Source organism: Croceicoccus bisphenolivorans, assembly GCF_001634625.1.
Lineage (GTDB): Bacteria > Pseudomonadota > Alphaproteobacteria > Sphingomonadales > Sphingomonadaceae > Croceicoccus > Croceicoccus bisphenolivorans.
Genome location: NZ_LRSE01000009.1, coordinates 116,123 through 131,518, shown reverse-complemented (window position 1 = coordinate 131,518; position 15,396 = coordinate 116,123). Strand labels below are relative to the sequence as shown.

Genomic DNA, 15,396 nt, shown 5'->3' with positions numbered 1-15,396 from the left:
AATGCGCGAAATCGTGTTCGATACCGAAACCACCGGCCTTGACCCCCGCACAGGTGATCGCCTCGTGGAAATCGGCTGCGTAGAGATGGTGAACAAGGTCGCCACCGGCCGCGTATACCACGAATACTTCAATCCCGATCGCGACATGCCGGCAGAGGCGGAAGCCGTGCACGGCCTGTCCGCCACTTTCCTGTCCGACAAACCCCGCTTTGCAGAGAAGGCGGGCGAGTTCCTCGACTTCATCGGCGATGCCCCGCTGGTGGCGCACAACGCCGGTTTCGACTTCGGCTTCATCAACGCGGAACTGGGCATGTGTGGGCTGGAGATCGTTTCCACCACCCGCATGATAGACACCGTGCAGATCGCGCGGAAGAAGCACCCCGGCGCGAAGCTTTCGCTCGATGCGCTGTGCACCCGTTACGGCATCGATCGCAGCCACCGCACTATGCACGGCGCGCTGCTCGACGCCGAATTGCTGGCGCAAGTTTACGTCGAACTGACCGGCGGCAGGCAGATCGGCCTTGAACTGGCCGCCGGCACCACGATTACCGAGACTTCCACCGTCGTCGAGACGGCTCACGTCCAACGCGAATTCAGACCGGCTCGTCCCCATGCGGCGAGCGCGGAGGAAATCGAGCGGCACGAGGCCTTTATCGCGACGTTGAAAGACCCCATCTGGATAAAAGGAGCGGTCGCGGGCTGACCCAAACGGCACCCACGCTCCTGCCCTTATGGGAAATGACAAGAAAGAAGGAGTTGTCGATGGATATTCGCGTTTCCGGTCACCAGGTCGAGACGGGTGCAGCACTTCAGGAACACGCCTCCGACAGACTCAACGGAATCGTAGACAAGTACTTCAACCGGGCGATCTCGTCCCAGGTCACGCTGGGCAAGGGCCCGCATGACAGCTTCACCGTCGATATCGTGACCCACGTCATGCAAGGCCTGATCCTGAAGGGCCATGCAGAGGCGCAGGATGCGCACCAGGCGGTCGACAAGGCGGCGGAGAAGATCGACAAGCAGTTGCGACGTTACAAGCGCCGGCTGAAGGATCGCCACGAACAGACCGAACATGCGCTGAGGGAAGAAGAAGCGGCCTATACTGTATTCGCCGTCGTTCCCGATGACGATGAAGAGGAAATGGTCGAAACTTATGCGCCGCCGGTCATTGCCGAAACGCGTACCCATATCCCCGAAACTTCGGTTTCCGATGCGGTGATGATGCTCGACTTGCGCGACACGCCGGCCCTGTTCTTCAAAAATGCTGGCACGGGCCGTCATAATATGGTTTACCGCCGCGCTGACGGTACGATCGGCTGGGTCGAACCGTCCACGTAACGCCTGCTGGTGCGTGCCCGCGATCCAAGTCGCGGGCCGCTAAGGATCTTTCCCTTTCGGAAAGAGCAGGCTGATCGTCGGTTTTTGCGAATCAGGGAGAAGAGTTCGCAAAGCGCCTTTGGGGCACGCGCTTTCGTGCGCGTGTCTTTACGGCGTCATACCGACCTGCTCCGGACCGCCACCGAACCGGCGGACGGACGATGTAAGGCTGAAAGACAAGATCTGAACGATGAGCGCGCTGTACCTTCTAGACCCCGCCGCCGTGGGGTCCAGCAATGCCCTGTCCAAGAACGAGGTACTCTCGGCCCTGGCCGAGCGGTTTGCCCGTGTCTACGATCTCGACGCTTCGCTCGTTCTCGATGCGCTGGAAGAACGCGAGCGGCTGGGCAGCACCGGTTTCGGGCGTGGCGTCGCGATTCCCCATGCCCGCATTCCCGGCCTGCGCCGTCCGGTCTGTGCCGTCGTGCGGCTGGACGCACCGGTCAGCTTCGATTCCGCAGACGGGCTTCCGGTCGACCTTGCCTTCGGCCTGCTGTCCCCCGACCAGTCGGGGGCGACGCACCTTCACGCGCTGGCCGCTATTTCGCGCATGATGCGCGATGAACGCCTGCGCGACAGACTTGCCGAAGCGCAGAACGACGAAACCGTCTATGCCTTGCTGACCAGCGAATCGGGCCGCAGCGCGGCCTGAAGGGGCGCGGGCATCGGATCGGGGGAGGCGGAATGAGCGGTCAGGACAGCGGGAACGAGGCTGCAACCGGGGCCTCACTGCACTGGCGCGCGCTCGAATCGCTCTATGCCTCTGCCCCGGTGAACAGCCTGTTCGCCTCGCGCCTCGAGATTCCGGGGGAGGGGCTGGCCCGCATTGTCTTCGACGTCGACCAGAGCGTGTTTCACGCCGCCGGCGCCGCGCATGGTACGATCTATTTCAAGATGCTCGACGATGCGGCCTTCTATGCGGCGAACACGCTGGTCACGGATCGCTTCCTTTTGACCACCTCGTTCAACCTTCACTTTTCGCGCCCGATCCGTGGCGGGCGTGTCACGGCAGAAGGGAATTGGATCAGCGGCCGTCGTCGCGTGCTGGTGGGCGAGGCGCGCATCATCGACGAAGAGGGCGAGGAATTGGGCCGCGGAACCGGCACTTTCATGCGATCGCAGATTCCGCTGTCGGGCCTGCCCGGTTACGTCGTGCCGAACAATTCCTGATGGGCCGTCCGTGATGGAAGGCAGATTACCGGCTCATATCGAAGTCAGCGGCATGATTCGGGCGGTTGAGGCCGCAGGGGGCTTTGCCACAATCATTAACAAGGGCGAGCGGGAGACCGGGCAAATTCTTGTGGTGGCTTGCCAAAACGGTCGCGATTCAGTGCTTTATGAGCGCATGCCAGACCTTGATCTGGGCCGGAAATGGACCGAAATCCGGCGCATGGACCCGGAAAAACCGTTAGATTTCAATAACTACCTTGACAAGCGCGTGTCTCAGGACCCAGATTGCTGGGTCGTGGAACTGGATGTCGCAAATGCGCCACAGTTCATCCCGGTAATTCCTTAACGGTAAGGTTACCGGTGTTGACACTTTTACGCCACAATTGCAGATGCGCCCCGATTACGGGCGTAGGCAGCTGCCGCGTGCATTAAGGCACGTGTAGCGAGCGCGCAGACGGGGAACGACCGGCAGCGTCGTTTCGAAGAACGCGAAAGGGCAGTCGGGATCGGCCGCTCGTTCTTCGATAAAGCGCTGTGACAGGTGTTCACCGCACTCGAACGAACATTGATGAGCCGCAAGGTCAAGAGCGCCAGCGCGCTTTCGCTGGTCGCGACCCTAGGGGTCACCCTGCTGGGAACGGACGGTTCCAGCGCCATGGCAGAAGCCAGCGTGGCCATGCCGGCCCTGGTTTCGCCGGCAGAGACTGCCATTTCCGCCCCGGAAGCCATTCCCGGCGCTCAGGCGGAATCCGCCGATGCCGTATCTGGCACGCAATTCATCTCCCAGCCTGTTGTTCAGCCGGTTCCGGCTGTCGAGACGATCGTGGCGGGCGCGCCGCGCGATGCGGCCTCTCTTGCTGAACTGGTCGCCGAAGAACCGGTTCCCGGAAAGCTCGACGAACAGATGCGCTGCCTTGCCGGTGCGATCTATTTCGAATCGAAGGGCGAGCCGCTGGCCGGACAGCTGGCCGTTGGCCGGGTGATCATCGCCCGCGCCGAATCCGGCCGCTTCCCCTCCAGCTACTGCGGCGTCGTCTATCAGCGTTCGCAGTTCTCGTTCGTACGCGGCGGCCGTATGCCGTCGATCGATACGTCCAGCCGTGCGTGGCAGCGGGCGAAGAAAATCGCGACTATCGCGCATGAAGGTGCATGGGAAAGCGTGGCCGAAGGCGCGCTGTTCTTCCACGCCCGCTACGTCTCTCCGCGCTGGAAAAATCGCATGACGCGGCTTGCACAGATCGACAATCACATTTTCTATCGTTAAGTCGAGAGTCGGAACGCTAACGCGCAAATCCCCCAAGTGCGCGCGTAAGCGGAAAGGCCGCCGGGTTCCCCCAATCCGGCGGCCTTTCGACTTTTCGGTTGGCGTCTTTTTCCCCAGGGCGGCGTCGCTTCTCAGGTCACGAACCTAAAGTTCGCTCCTATCCCTGTGAAAAAATCCATCCAACCGGGCGTTGGCGTGGAATTTAGCGTTTAATCCCTGACTTCTATCCAGACCGGCACGTGGTCGCTTGCCTTTTCGCGGCCTCGGTATTCCTTGTCTATGCCGCATGATATCAGTCTGTCGGCAAGGGCGGGCGAGAGGAGGGCGTGGTCGATGCGGAAGCCGTGGTCGCGTTGCCACGCACCGGCCTGATAGTCCCAGAACGTCCACATGCCGCCGCGCGGATGGTGGAGGTCGATCGCGTCGGTCCACCCGTCACCCAACAAGCGGAAGTATGCATCGCGCGATTCCGGCTGCATCAGCGCGTCGGATGCCATCGCCTTGGGCGACCAGACGTCCTTGTCTTCCGGAATCACGTTGTAATCGCCGATGACGACCGCCGGGATCTCTGCCGCCAGCAGTTCGGCCATGCGGGTGCGCAGCCGTTTCATCCATCCCAGCTTGTAATCGAATTTCGGCCCCGGCACCGGATTGCCGTTGGGCAGGTAGATGCACACGACGCGCACACCGTTCACGTCCGCCTCTATATAGCGGCTGTGCGTATCCTCGTCATCGCCGGGAAGTCCGCGCAGCACTTCGTGCGGGGGTTCTTCCCCGCGTTGCAGGATGGCGACGCCGTTGAAACCCTTCTGCCCGTGCCAGATCGCGCGGTAGCCAACTTCGTGAAAGGCATCGCCGGGAAAGGTCTCGTCACTCGACTTGATTTCCTGCAGGCAGGCAACGTCGGGCTTCGTCTCGTCCAGCCATTCGAGCAGGCGCGGCATGCGCGCCTTTACCCCGTTGATGTTGAAACTTGCGATCCTCACCGGGTCAGATCGAGAAGCTGGAGCCGCAACCGCAGCCGGCGGCCGCTTGCGGGTTTTCGACGCGGAAGGCCGCGCCGCCCAGCGATTCGACGAAATCCACCACGCTGCCCCGCACGAGATCGAGGCTGACCGGATCGACGACCAGCTTCACCCCGTCCTGTTCGACGACGATGTCATCGCCTTCGATATCGGAGGCGAGGTCGAACCGGTACTGGAAACCCGAACAGCCGCCGCCTTCCACGGCAAGCCGCAGCGCGGCGTCGCGCCCTTGCTTCGTGGCAATCGTGGCCACGCGGGCCGCGGCAGAGGGGCTGAGCGAGATCGGCTGTTCCATACCTGCCGAGATAGGGTGCGCACGCGGGCGGGGCAAGCGCCCCGATACCTCTCAGGCGGAGTGGATGTAGTCGCGCAGCGCCTGCGCCTCGCTCTCGATCTCGTCGATGCGGGCTTTCACGAGGTCTCCGATCGAAACGAAATCGACCATCTTGCCGTTTTCCACCACCGGCAGATGGCGGATGCGCCGCCGCGTCATCAGCGCAAGTGCCTGGTTTTCGCTGGTATCCGGGCTGACGGTAACGGCGGGGGAGGTCATGACGTCCGCCATCTTCAGCGCCAGTGCGTCGCCGCCATGCACTTTCAGGCAGCGGATGACGTCGCGTTCGGAAAAGACACCGACCACGCGGCCCGATTCGTCGGTAACGGGCATCGCGCCGATCCTGCGCTCTGACAGCAATTCGACCGCCTGGGCGACCGTATGGTCCTCCGAACAGGTGACAATGTCGAAATCGCGGCGCGTGGTGATCCTGGCGATGCTCATGGTCCCGTCTCCCAACAGCTGCACCGCACCCGCCCCGCATCCGGCAGGTCACGGCTCTTGATGCAGTGCATCATGACAGATGTACGGGCGACTTGCCAGCAGGTCCGCCGAGGTTCATGGGGGTAGGGCCATGACGCGCCCCTCGCCTCTCGACGACCCGCAAAACGCCGCCCATGCATGGGCGCGCTATCGCCGGTTGATGAAGTGGATGTTCGGGCTGACCAGCACGACCGTGCTGATCGCGATGGCGTTCCTGTACTGGCGCAACGGGCTGGTTTCGATCCACCTCTACATCGCGACGGCGCTAGGCGTGACGGCGGCAATGATGCTGATGGCGGCGCTGATGGGTCTCGTCTTCCTGTCGAGCGGGACGGGACATGACGAGGCGGTGGACGACCGGCTGGGCGATTCGGCCAGGGATGCGTGGGATAATATCGAGTAGGGCCGGCGGCTAATGCCGATGTAACCCGGTTTGGCAGCTTTCGAGTTCTTTCTTCAGCTCTCGAACAAGGTCCCCTGCAGGCATGGCACGGGATAATGGTGCACCCTGTCCAGCCCATTGTGCCCCAAAGCCATAATCACCGCGTGCCTTGGCTGCTGCGTGAAGAGCTTTCCCTGCATCGTAAGCGATGGGGTAATCCGGCGGGAGCAGCCCGTCTTCGCACTTGTCCAAGGCCGTGAAGCGGTTGGCAAGGGCGCGGGCCGGCCGGCCCGATATCAGCGATGTCATGACCGTATGGTACGCGCCCGGGCCGGCGAGGGCCGTTCGATAGGCATCGTCGGCGGCCGATTCCGGACATGCGATGAACGCCGTGCCGAGCTGGGCTGCCACGGCGCCGAGTTGCAAGACGGCCGCAATTCCGGCGCCATCCATGATTCCGCCCGCGGCAATTACCGGTAACTCCGCTTCCCGCACCAGCATGCGCGTGAGCGCGAAGGTGCCAAGCGCATCATCACGGGATGCCGGATCGAAAATGCCGCGATGACCGCCAGCCTCGATCCCTTGCGCAACTACGGCATCGATTCCGGCCGCCTTTGCCGCCCGTGCTTCTTCCAGGCTGGTTGCGGTCGCCATCAGATAGATGCTGCGCGCGCGCAACGCGGATATGACATCCGCCGCAGGCAGTCCGAAGTGGAAGCTGATCACCGGTGGTGCCAGTTCCAGCAGCATTGCCAGCATTTCAGGGTCGTCGGCAAAGCTCCTGTAGATGGTACGCAAAGCCTTTGGAGGTGCGGCGTCGAACTCTGCAAACAGGGGGGCAAGCCATTCCAGCCAGGCGGCTTCACGAGCGGGTTTCGCCTCGGCCTCCTGGTGGACGAACAGGTTGACGTTGAAACTGCGTTCGGTCCGATGGCGCAATTCCTCGATCATATCCCTTGCGCCAGCGGCATCCGTCGCACCCACGCCGATCGATCCCAGCCCCCCTGCTTCGCAGACCGCAGCGGCCAGAAGGGGCGTCGAGACACCGGCCATCGGCGCCTGGATCAATGGCAGTTCAAGACGGAAACGATCGAGGAAAGACATGGGACGCCTGATATCCGAATTATGCGGATTGGTCCGCATATGGGCGCGGGCATGACTGAAGGTGATCGTTGAAAACGGGCGGTTCGTCGCGATAAGGCATCGCAACACACATCTCGAATCCAGCCGTTCAGCCTTCTTCCGGCACCGTCAGCCTGTACGCCTCCACCGGCTCTCCGCCGATCAGGTGCTGCTGGATGATCTCCTCCAGCACCTCCGGCGTGCAGGAGTGATACCAGACCCCGTCGGGATAGACGACGGCCAGTGGTCCCGCCACGCAAAGGCGCAGGCAGTTGGCCTTCGTGCGCATCACGCCGCCCGCACGGTCCAGCCCCAGTTCGGCAAGGCGGGTCTTCAGGTAGTCCCACGATTCGAGGCCCTGTTTCTTGGGGCAGCACTTGGGTTTGGTCTGGTCCGCGCAGAGGAAGATGTGGCGCGAAAACGTCTCTCCCCCGCCCATCACCGAAAGTTCGGCACGCGCGCGGGCGATCAGATCCGGCCCGGCGATCCGCGCCATGGCGGGTTCAGCGCCGTCCGGTGATGCGGGCGATCTCGTCCTGCACCATGCGCTCGATAATGCCTTGCAGGTTGGCGTCGAGCCATTCCTTCAGCATCGGGCGAAGCATGTCGCGGACCACGTCTTCCAGCGGATTTGCGGGGGCTTCGGCCTTGGGCGCGGCGGCGGACAGGCTGCTCAGCGTCGAAAGCTGGCTGCGCACGGCGGCTGCGGCGGCACCGGCGATCAGGCCTTCGTCTGCCGTGGCATCCGCCTTGGCGGCGGGCTTGAATGCAGCCTTGGCGGGTTCGGGAGCAGCGGTGGGCGCTGCCTCTGCCTGCGCGGGGGCATCCGGCGGTGTCAGGGTGATGGCAGGTTCCTCCTCCGCGTCTTCGCCGGAGGCCTCATCTGTTTCCTGATCCACTTCGGATGTGAACCGCGATCCCGCCGAAGTTATCGCGCCAAGGTGGCTGTCCTCGTCCTCGTCGTCCGGCAATGCGAAGGCTGCGGGTAGCGGAACGGGTTCATCCGCAAGCTCCGGCACGACGGGCGCTTCTCCGCTGGGCAGGTTGCCAAGGTCGTAGACGTCGTTCCCGCCCTGCGCATGGCTATCAGGCGCCTTGTCGTCAGTGGCATTCGCGGCAGCAGGCGTCGGGGCAAATCCCTCTCGGTGCCCGAACGGGCGCGAGCCGGCGAAAGAGGGCGTGAATCCGACCTGTCCGCCCTGTTCGTCATCGCGAGAGATGACTTTCTTGATCGAGCGCAGGATATCTTCGACCGAGGGTTCCCCGTCCTTCTGCACGCGGCAGCTCCTATCGTCTGGCCGGGGCCTTCCCGGCCGTCTATTCGCCTTGAATGTCCGCGTCTTGCGCGGGCGTGTCAACGGTGCGGGTCGATTGGGCCACAGGGTCCGGCTCCATCCGCCAGTCGAAGATCGCGCTCTTCACGCTGTCGTAATGCACGACGGGGTCATACAGCGGGCCGACGTCGAAGTTCAGGTCCTCCGCCTCTGCCTTTCCCATTGCGGCCAGCAGCGAGAATCCGGCGACATAGGCATTGCGCTGCGCGGCCACCAACTGGACTTGCGCCGACAGCAATTCACGCTCCGCATCAAGGATGTCGAGGATGGTGCGGTTGCCCACCGTATTTTCCGCCCGCACGCCTTCCAGGCTGAGCGAAGCTGCGGAAACGGCGGTCGTCGTCGCCTCGATAACCTCGTTCGCGGCGATCCACGCGGCATAGGCGGCGCGCGTCTGGGCGATCACGTCGCGTTCGATGGCGATTTCGGTTTCCATCGTCGATTGTGCGCGGGCCTGTGCCTGCCGTTCCAGCGCGGCGGGAAAGCCGCCCTGGAAGATCGGCACGGTCAAGCGCGCGCCCGCCTGCGCGGTCGTCTCGCTCTGGCTTACGCCTTCGGTGCCGCGCGCCAGCGTGCCGAAATAATCGACGTAGGCGCCGCTGGTATAGAGTTCCACGCGGGGCAGGCGGGTCGCACCGGCAACCTCGATATCGTACTTCGCAGCCTGGCTGCGTTCGCGCGCGGCCATCAGGTCGGGATTGTTGGCCAACGCAACGTCCACCGCCTCGTCCGGGCCGGAAGGCAGGCCGGGCAGCGGCGGCGGCGGCGCAAGCGCGACCGGCGGCTTGCCCACCAGCTGGATATAACGTTCGCGGCTGCCGATGAGGTTCGAACGCGCGGTCAGCAAGTCGCTGCGCGAGATGGCAAGGCGCGAATCGGACTGGGCCACGTCTGTCCGCGTCAGGTCGCCGATCTCGAACCGGTCGCTCGTCGCGCGGAAATTGACCTGCAGCGTTTCCACGTTCTGCTGGTTCAGCTGGACGACCGCGGAATCGCGGATCACGTCCATGTAGGCGGCCACGACTTGTGCGAAGATACCCGATTCGGTCGCTTTCAGGTCGGCGCGGCCTGCCTGCACCCGTTCCTTTGCGGCGCGGATCGAGTTCTTCACCGATCCGCCGGAATAGACCGGCACCGACAGTTCGACACCGGCGTTCAGGTAACGGTCGGGCGCGGTGAAGCTGCTTGAGCTTTGCTTGAACGCCTCGACATATTGGGCACTGCCGCCGATGCTGGGCAACCCGTCCGATTTCTCGATCGGCACATTCTCGTCGTTCGCGCGCAGGTCGGCGCGGGCGGACTGGATCGTGGGATTGGTCTGATAGGCAAGCGCGAGCGCTTCCTGCAGCGTATCGGCCAGTGCGGCAGCGGGGGCAAGCAGCGCCGCCCCGGCCAGCAGCGCGGCGGCGGTGCGGCCCTTCTGCCCGATCATCAGAACGACCACTCCTTCGGAGCGGCAAAGGAGGCAAGCACCGGCATCGCGATATCGTGAACCGGCTGTAGCGCGATCGCCTTGTCGGAAAGGCGGCCAACCGCGACGCGGGTCACGCCGCGCTCGACAGTGCCGGTGACGAGCCGGCCATCGGGCGCAAGCTGCGCGGCAAAAGCCTTGGGCAGCGCCTCTACCGCGCCGTCGATCACGATCAGGTCGTAGGGTCCGCCCTTCTTGTAACCGGCGGTAAGGTCGCCCTTGTGCCAGCTTCCGGCCTTGGCCGCGGCATTGCCGGACAGGCGGGCATCATCCTCCACCACGTCGAGAGAGGCGACGAGCGGGGCGAGCACGGCGGCAAGATAGCCGGTGCCGCCAGCGACAAGCAGGACCTTGTCGGTCTGCTTCGGCGCGGCTTCGAGAATCAGGCGGGCCTGCGACAGCGGGGCGGACAGGGCGCGGCCCTCGCCAAGCGGCAGGGCACGGTCGACATAGGCGGTCGCGCGCTGGTCGGCGGCGACGTAATCCTCGCGCGGGACAGCGGCGAAAGCGGCCAGAATCGCCGGATCGTTGATACCGCTGACGCGCAGCTGGCTATCGATCATGGCGCGGCGGGCGCGGGCGTATTCCCCGCCCGAAACGGTAGTTGCGGCGGAAGCAGCGGCAGCGGTGGCCATCGCGTATTCACTCTCTGCTGCGGACGCGGGCAAAAAGCCACTGTCCTATCTATGCAATACACTTGCGCCATGGCGGCACCGGCGTCAAGATTCGATGGGCCGGATCGTCGGGGTGCAAGACCTGCGCGCGGCCCTACGCCATATGCGCCCGCCCGCCAAGCCCTTCACGCCGCGCCGGTTGCTCGCATTTGCAGCAGCGGCTTCCCATCATGGGTTCGCGGGTCTAAGGCGCGGCTCGAAACCGGTTAGCAAGAAGGGGCCCAAGCGATGTCCGACATGGTGGTGATCGAGGAACAGGATCTGATCGACAGCGTGGCCGACGCGCTGCAATACATCAGCTTCTACCACCCGATGGACTATATCAAGGCGCTGGGCGAGGCGTATGAGGCGGAAGCGAATCCGGCGGCAAAGGACGCGATCGCGCAAATCCTGACCAACAGCCGGATGTGCGCCGAAGGGCACCGCCCGATCTGTCAGGACACCGGCATCGTCAACGTCTTCATCAAGTGGGGCCAGAACTGCCGCCTTGCATCGAAGCTGAGCCTGCAGGAAGTCGTCGATGAAGGCGTGCGCCGCGGCTATCTCAACCCCGACAACAAGCTGCGCGCATCCATTCTTGCCGACCCGGCCTTCACCCGCCGCAATACCAAGGACAACACGCCGTGTGTGCTGTCGGTCGAAATGGTGCCGGGCGACAAGGTGAGCATCGACGTCGCGGCCAAGGGTGGCGGCAGCGAGAACAAGTCGAAGTTCAAGATGATGAACCCCAGCGACAACATCGTCGACTGGGTGCTGGAAATGCTGCCGCAGATGGGCGCGGGATGGTGTCCGCCGGGCATGCTGGGCATCGGCATCGGCGGCACGGCCGAACATTGCGTGAAGCTGGCCAAGATGAGCCTGATGGACCCGATCGACATGGGCCAGCTGAAGGCGCGCGGCCCGCAGACCGATATCGAGCGGATGCGTGTAGAGATCTACGACAAGGTAAACGCGCTGGGCATCGGTGCGCAGGGCCTTGGCGGGTTGTCCACCGTGCTCGACGTCAAGATCTACGACTGGCCGTGCCACGCCGCGGGCAAGCCGGTTGCCATGATCCCGAACTGCGCCGCCACCCGCCACGCGCATTTCACGCTGGACGGTTCCGGCCCCAGCTTCATCCCCGTCCCCAACCTTGACGAGTGGCCGAACGTGGGCTGGAAGCCTGACGCGGCGGCGAAGAAGGTCAACCTCGACACGCTGACGCACGAGGAAGTGAAGGGCTGGAAGCATGGCGACCGCCTGCTGCTGTCGGGCCACATGCTGACCGGCCGTGACGCGGCGCACAAGCGTATCGCCGACATGCTGGCCAAGGGTGAGGAACTGCCCGTCGATTTCAAGGGTCGCGCGATCTACTATGTCGGCCCCGTCGATCCGATCGTCGGCGAAGTCGTCGGACCCGCTGGCCCCACCACGGCGACCCGCATGGACAAGTTTACCGACCAGATGCTCGAGCTTGGCCTTCTGGCCATGATCGGCAAGGCCGAACGCGGGCAGGGCGCAACCGATGTCATCGCCAAGCACAAGGTTGCCTATCTGATGGCGGTCGGCGGCGCGGCCTATCTCGTTGCGCGTGCCATCAAGGAAGCCAAGGTCGTCGCGTTCGAGGATCTGGGCATGGAAGCGATCTACGAATTCAAGGTCGAGGACATGCCGGTCACGGTCGCTGTCGATGCCGAGGGGCAGAACGTGCACCGGCTCGCCCCGCTGGTCTGGCAGGAAAAGATCGCGGCAGAGCACCTGCTGCCCGGTACCTGATCGACCAAGCGCGGATTCGGCTCGACCGGGAACGTACGCCCACTGGTGCGCCGCCAAAGCGCGGCTTATCAGGGCGGGGTGAAGAACGAGAATGAAATAACCGGCGCACCGCGTGCCGAAGGTGTCGGCATCCGGACCGTGCTGGTCTCGATGGTGATCCTGTGGGCCGCCTATTTCGCGATGGCGACAGCGCGCGGGCTGGTTCTCGAATTCGATTATCAGGATGCGCTGCTTACCCGCCGTTTCGTCGTGGCGCTGGCGGGCGTGGGCGTCACCGTGCTGGTCTGGCTGCTGCTGCGCGGGTTCGACAACCGGCGCATGGGCCTGCGCATTCTGGTGGCCGTGCTGGCCACGGTTCCGGCGTCGCTTCTGCTTGCGGTCATCAACCAGCAGGCCTTTGCCGATGTCGAGGCAAAGATCGTGAAGAACGTGGGCAACGATCAGGGTGTGCGCATCCGCCGTGACGAGGCCGGGAACCTGCTGGTCGATGTGCCCGGCGTGCCGACCGAAGATGTGCCTCCACCCCCTCCGCCACCGCCTGTCCCGCCGGGTAAAACGGCCAGCGAGGTGGATGCCCCTCCGCCCCCCGCCCCTCCGTTGCCGGACGATGTAGTCAAGCAGATGCGCGAGGATGCCGAACGCGCCGCGGCCGAGGCGGAGGCAGAGATGGTGCGGCTGGAAGAACCGCTGCGCCAGAAGATCATGTGGCAGCAGCTGACCGACATTGCACTGGGCCGTTATTTCCTGCTGCTGTCGTGGTGCGCGCTCTACATTGCGATGAGCCAGGCGGTGCAGGCCCGCGTGGCCGAGCGGCGGGAGGGCGAATACCGCCGTGCGGCCAAGGCGGCGGAGCTGCGTTCTCTGCGCTATCAGGTCAATCCGCACTTCCTGTTCAACACGCTCAATTCGCTGTCGGCGCTGGTGATGACCAACCGCAACGAGCAGGCGGAAACGATGATCCAGACGATCAGTACGTTCTATCGCCGCTCGCTTTCGGGCGACCCGACGCATGACGTGCCCCTGTCCGAGGAAATCGAGTTGCAACGCCTCTATCTCCAGATCGAGGCCGTGCGCTTTCCCGACCGGCTGAGGGTGCAGATCGATATCCCGACCGAGCTTGCCAATGCGCGCATTCCCGGCATGATCCTGCAACCGCTGGTCGAAAACTCGGTCCGTTATGCCGTCGCGCCGGTCAACCGGCCGGTCACGATCCGGCTGACGGCGCGCGAGGAGTACGAGCGGCTGGTTGTGACGGTGTCCGACGACGGGCCGGGCGCGGCGGCGGAGCACAAGGAGCACGGCTTCGGCATCGGCCTTGCCAATGTGCGCGACCGGCTGAAGGCGCGATTTGGCGATGCGGCAAACGTGGTGAGCGGCCCTGCCGACAGTGGCTGGCGCACCGTGATCCGCATGCCGCTGTCGTTCGCGGCCAGCGGTGCGCCCTACGACGGCGTGGACGGGGAATAGGCAATGCCCGGGGGGAAAGCGGGGACATGACGGAAACGCTTGCAACGCTGATCGTGGACGATGAACCGCTGGCGGTGGAGCGGATGCAGGTGATCTGCGCCCGCATGCCGCAATTGCGCATCGTCGGCACCGCGGGCGACGGTGCGGCGGCGCTGCGCATGATAGAGGCGCTGACGCCCGATCTCGTCCTGCTCGACATGACGATGCCGCAAGTCGACGGGCTTTCCGTGGCCCGCCGCATCGCCGAAACCGTGGCCGACCCCGCCGATCGCCCTGCCGTCGTTTTCGTGACGGCGCATGACAGTTTCGCGGTGGAGGCCTTTGACCTCGATGCCGTGGACTACGTGTTGAAGCCCGTCGCGCAGGACCGGCTGGAACGCGCGATCGACCGCGCGTTCAACCGGCGCGGTTCGGGCCGGGCGCCGCAACCGACACCCTGGATCGAGGAATTCTGGGTTCCCCACCGGTCCGAACTGCTGCGTATCGCCGCCGCCGATGTCCATCGCATCGATGCAGAGCGCGACTATGTCAGGCTGCACGTCGGCGAAACCAGCCACCTGCTGCTGGAAACGATCGGATCGCTGGAAGAACGGCTCGATCCCGAAAGCTTTATCCGTGTCCACAGGTCGACGATCCTGAAGAAGGATTTCATCACCGGCCTGCGCCACGAAGGGCTGGGCGTATGGTCTGCCGAAATCGCGAAGGGCGAGCCGGTGCGGATCGGGCGCACGCACCTGAAGGCGGTGAAGGCCATGGCCGGACGGTAGTTGAGTCAGGCGCTAACGGGGCCGACAAAAAGGCGGCTGCCGCATCGGCACCGCCTTCATTGCATCACCGGGTGAAAGAGCCCCGGCCGGGGGACTGATCCGGCCGGGGCTCTAGTTGCGACGGCTCGGGATCAGCCGCCGTAGCGCACATTGGCGATCTTCTGCGCCATTTGCGTTTCCGATTTCTTCATGGCCACACGGGCGCAGGCGTTCTGCGCTTCGGGCGAGACGATCTGGCCCTTTTCGTCGAAGAGGCACGCCTTGTAGGTCGCGGCACGGACGCGCTTTTGCATCTCTGCCGCGCCTTCGCTGGTGGATATGTCGAGGTCATTGATCGAGACCACGACACGGTTTTGAGACAGGTTCTCGCCAGCAAGCGCCGCAGCGGGCGTGGCGAGGACGGCGATACCGGCAGCGGCCGGAACGATAAGAGACTTGAACATGGTATTCCCCCAGTGTCTGTCGGTTCGGTTTCGCGATCGGGTGATCCTGTTGTGAACCGCACTGCGGCGTCTGTCCCTGCTAAGTCTGCCAAGGGACAATAGAGCCCGACCTGTGTCGTGCCAAAACGACGAACGACATTATTCGACCGACGAACGCCATTTACTTGGATATTTACTTCGAGTCGACTCCAAATTAATGAAATATTTACCAAAGTTTCACAGGAAACCAAGTCAAGCTCCATTGCGGCAAATAAAATAATTTACACGAATGTAAGCTAATTTTGAAAAGTAACGGGCAAGTTCATAAATGACGATCTTATTGCATAGC

The 15,396-nt window shown here is 63.7% G+C and carries 19 protein-coding genes; 10 read left to right on the top strand and 9 right to left on the bottom strand.

The window, feature by feature from the left end:
* Position 1: 1 nt before the first annotated feature.
* The 6 genes from dnaQ (at position 2) to A7A77_RS11450 (ending at position 3,811) form a co-directional block, all read left to right on the top strand.
* Complete coding sequence (gene dnaQ / locus A7A77_RS11475) at positions 2-703, top strand: DNA polymerase III subunit epsilon (RefSeq protein ID WP_066557998.1); 702 nt, start codon at positions 2-4, stop codon at positions 701-703.
* A gap of 59 nt (positions 704-762) precedes the next feature.
* Complete coding sequence (gene hpf, locus A7A77_RS11470) at positions 763-1,338, top strand: ribosome hibernation-promoting factor, HPF/YfiA family (RefSeq protein WP_066557995.1); 576 nt, start codon at positions 763-765, stop codon at positions 1,336-1,338.
* Between the two features lie 229 nt (positions 1,339-1,567).
* A complete protein-coding gene (locus A7A77_RS11465; protein WP_066557992.1) occupies positions 1,568-2,029 on the top strand; it encodes a PTS sugar transporter subunit IIA in 462 nt (153 codons plus the stop codon).
* Between the two features lie 32 nt (positions 2,030-2,061).
* On the top strand, positions 2,062-2,547 hold the full coding sequence (locus tag A7A77_RS11460; protein ID WP_066557988.1) for a PaaI family thioesterase: 486 nt from the start codon (positions 2,062-2,064) through the stop codon (positions 2,545-2,547).
* A gap of 13 nt (positions 2,548-2,560) precedes the next feature.
* On the top strand, positions 2,561-2,893 hold the full coding sequence (locus A7A77_RS11455; protein ID WP_066557980.1) for a DUF1491 family protein: 333 nt from the start codon (positions 2,561-2,563) through the stop codon (positions 2,891-2,893).
* A gap of 222 nt (positions 2,894-3,115) precedes the next feature.
* Positions 3,116-3,811: a cell wall hydrolase gene (locus A7A77_RS11450; RefSeq protein ID WP_066558134.1), complete on the top strand. Its 696-nt coding sequence runs from the start codon at positions 3,116-3,118 to the stop codon at positions 3,809-3,811.
* A 209-nt stretch (positions 3,812-4,020) separates the two neighbouring features.
* Here A7A77_RS11450 and xth read toward each other — a convergent pair whose 3' ends face one another.
* The 3 genes from xth to A7A77_RS11435 are packed head-to-tail and all read right to left on the bottom strand — an operon-like array spanning position 4,021 to position 5,614.
* Complete coding sequence (gene xth / locus A7A77_RS11445) at positions 4,021-4,797, bottom strand: exodeoxyribonuclease III (protein WP_066557978.1); 777 nt, start codon at positions 4,795-4,797, stop codon at positions 4,021-4,023.
* Positions 4,798-4,801: 4 nt separating this feature from the next.
* Entirely contained in the window at positions 4,802-5,131 is a 330-nt protein-coding gene (gene erpA, locus A7A77_RS11440) for an iron-sulfur cluster insertion protein ErpA (RefSeq protein WP_066557975.1), read from the bottom strand.
* Between the two features lie 51 nt (positions 5,132-5,182).
* The gene (locus A7A77_RS11435) at positions 5,183-5,614 is read right to left on the bottom strand and encodes a CBS domain-containing protein (protein ID WP_066557972.1); all 432 of its coding nucleotides are present in this window, start codon (positions 5,612-5,614) and stop codon (positions 5,183-5,185) included.
* A gap of 130 nt (positions 5,615-5,744) precedes the next feature.
* Between A7A77_RS11435 and A7A77_RS11430 the strand changes: the two genes are divergently transcribed.
* Positions 5,745-6,056, top strand: coding sequence for a hypothetical protein (locus tag A7A77_RS11430; protein WP_066557969.1), 312 nt, complete (start codon positions 5,745-5,747; stop codon positions 6,054-6,056).
* Positions 6,057-6,065: 9 nt separating this feature from the next.
* Here A7A77_RS11430 and A7A77_RS11425 read toward each other — a convergent pair whose 3' ends face one another.
* The 5 genes from A7A77_RS11425 to A7A77_RS11405 all read right to left on the bottom strand — a co-directional run bounded on the left by A7A77_RS11425 (position 6,066) and on the right by A7A77_RS11405 (position 10,597).
* Positions 6,066-7,139 carry an NAD(P)H-dependent flavin oxidoreductase gene (locus A7A77_RS11425; protein ID WP_066558133.1) on the bottom strand — a complete coding sequence of 358 codons (1,074 nt, stop codon included), beginning with the start codon at positions 7,137-7,139 and terminating at the stop codon, positions 6,066-6,068.
* A 127-nt stretch (positions 7,140-7,266) separates the two neighbouring features.
* The gene (locus A7A77_RS11420; RefSeq protein WP_425388567.1) at positions 7,267-7,653 is read right to left on the bottom strand and encodes a (2Fe-2S) ferredoxin domain-containing protein; all 387 of its coding nucleotides are present in this window, start codon (positions 7,651-7,653) and stop codon (positions 7,267-7,269) included.
* A 7-nt stretch (positions 7,654-7,660) separates the two neighbouring features.
* Positions 7,661-8,434, bottom strand: coding sequence for a DUF2497 domain-containing protein (locus A7A77_RS11415; RefSeq protein ID WP_066557966.1), 774 nt, complete (start codon positions 8,432-8,434; stop codon positions 7,661-7,663).
* Positions 8,435-8,474: 40 nt separating this feature from the next.
* The gene (locus tag A7A77_RS11410) at positions 8,475-9,923 is read right to left on the bottom strand and encodes a TolC family outer membrane protein (RefSeq protein WP_066557958.1); all 1,449 of its coding nucleotides are present in this window, start codon (positions 9,921-9,923) and stop codon (positions 8,475-8,477) included.
* A complete protein-coding gene (locus tag A7A77_RS11405; RefSeq protein ID WP_066557955.1) occupies positions 9,923-10,597 on the bottom strand; it encodes a protein-L-isoaspartate O-methyltransferase family protein in 675 nt (224 codons plus the stop codon). Before A7A77_RS11405 ends, A7A77_RS11410 begins: the two co-directional genes overlap by 1 nt.
* 267 nt (positions 10,598-10,864) lie before the next feature.
* Here A7A77_RS11405 and A7A77_RS11400 point away from each other — a divergent pair, with 267 nt between their 5' ends.
* Genes A7A77_RS11400 through A7A77_RS11390 form a run of 3 tightly spaced genes read left to right on the top strand, consistent with a single transcriptional unit; the run spans position 10,865 to position 14,625 of the window.
* Positions 10,865-12,391: a fumarate hydratase gene (locus tag A7A77_RS11400; RefSeq protein WP_066557952.1), complete on the top strand. Its 1,527-nt coding sequence runs from the start codon at positions 10,865-10,867 to the stop codon at positions 12,389-12,391.
* 45 nt (positions 12,392-12,436) lie between these two features.
* Positions 12,437-13,858, top strand: a complete 1,422-nt coding sequence (locus A7A77_RS11395) for a sensor histidine kinase (protein WP_245638460.1) — start codon at positions 12,437-12,439, stop codon at positions 13,856-13,858.
* 26 nt (positions 13,859-13,884) lie between these two features.
* Positions 13,885-14,625 (top strand): LytR/AlgR family response regulator transcription factor, encoded by a 741-nt coding sequence (locus A7A77_RS11390; protein WP_066557950.1) that lies wholly within the window; start codon positions 13,885-13,887, stop codon positions 14,623-14,625.
* A 131-nt stretch (positions 14,626-14,756) separates the two neighbouring features.
* Here the strand turns inward: A7A77_RS11390 and A7A77_RS11385 are convergent, their stop codons facing one another.
* Positions 14,757-15,068, bottom strand: coding sequence for a UrcA family protein (locus A7A77_RS11385; protein ID WP_066557947.1), 312 nt, complete (start codon positions 15,066-15,068; stop codon positions 14,757-14,759).
* Positions 15,069-15,396 lie beyond the last annotated feature (328 nt).

Bases quoted from the DNA above. Each gene is read 5' to 3' on its own strand.
- dnaQ (WP_066557998.1), top strand. From the start codon at position 2: ATGCGCGAAATCGTGTTCGATACCGAAACCACCGGCCTTGACCCCCGC.
- hpf (WP_066557995.1), top strand. From the start codon at position 763: ATGGATATTCGCGTTTCCGGTCACCAGGTCGAGACGGGTGCAGCACTT.
- A7A77_RS11465 (WP_066557992.1), top strand. From the start codon at position 1,568: ATGAGCGCGCTGTACCTTCTAGACCCCGCCGCCGTGGGGTCCAGCAAT.
- A7A77_RS11460 (WP_066557988.1), top strand. From the start codon at position 2,062: ATGAGCGGTCAGGACAGCGGGAACGAGGCTGCAACCGGGGCCTCACTG.
- A7A77_RS11455 (WP_066557980.1), top strand. From the start codon at position 2,561: ATGGAAGGCAGATTACCGGCTCATATCGAAGTCAGCGGCATGATTCGG.
- A7A77_RS11450 (WP_066558134.1), top strand. From the start codon at position 3,116: ATGAGCCGCAAGGTCAAGAGCGCCAGCGCGCTTTCGCTGGTCGCGACC.
- erpA (WP_066557975.1), bottom strand. From the start codon at position 5,131: ATGGAACAGCCGATCTCGCTCAGCCCCTCTGCCGCGGCCCGCGTGGCC.
- A7A77_RS11435 (WP_066557972.1), bottom strand. From the start codon at position 5,614: ATGAGCATCGCCAGGATCACCACGCGCCGCGATTTCGACATTGTCACC.
- A7A77_RS11430 (WP_066557969.1), top strand. From the start codon at position 5,745: ATGACGCGCCCCTCGCCTCTCGACGACCCGCAAAACGCCGCCCATGCA.
- A7A77_RS11425 (WP_066558133.1), bottom strand. From the start codon at position 7,139: ATGTCTTTCCTCGATCGTTTCCGTCTTGAACTGCCATTGATCCAGGCG.
- A7A77_RS11420 (WP_425388567.1), bottom strand. From the start codon at position 7,653: ATGGCGCGGATCGCCGGGCCGGATCTGATCGCCCGCGCGCGTGCCGAA.
- A7A77_RS11410 (WP_066557958.1), bottom strand. From the start codon at position 9,923: ATGATCGGGCAGAAGGGCCGCACCGCCGCCGCGCTGCTGGCCGGGGCG.
- A7A77_RS11405 (WP_066557955.1), bottom strand. From the start codon at position 10,597: ATGGCCACCGCTGCCGCTGCTTCCGCCGCAACTACCGTTTCGGGCGGG.
- A7A77_RS11400 (WP_066557952.1), top strand. From the start codon at position 10,865: ATGTCCGACATGGTGGTGATCGAGGAACAGGATCTGATCGACAGCGTG.
- A7A77_RS11390 (WP_066557950.1), top strand. From the start codon at position 13,885: ATGACGGAAACGCTTGCAACGCTGATCGTGGACGATGAACCGCTGGCG.
- A7A77_RS11385 (WP_066557947.1), bottom strand. From the start codon at position 15,068: ATGTTCAAGTCTCTTATCGTTCCGGCCGCTGCCGGTATCGCCGTCCTC.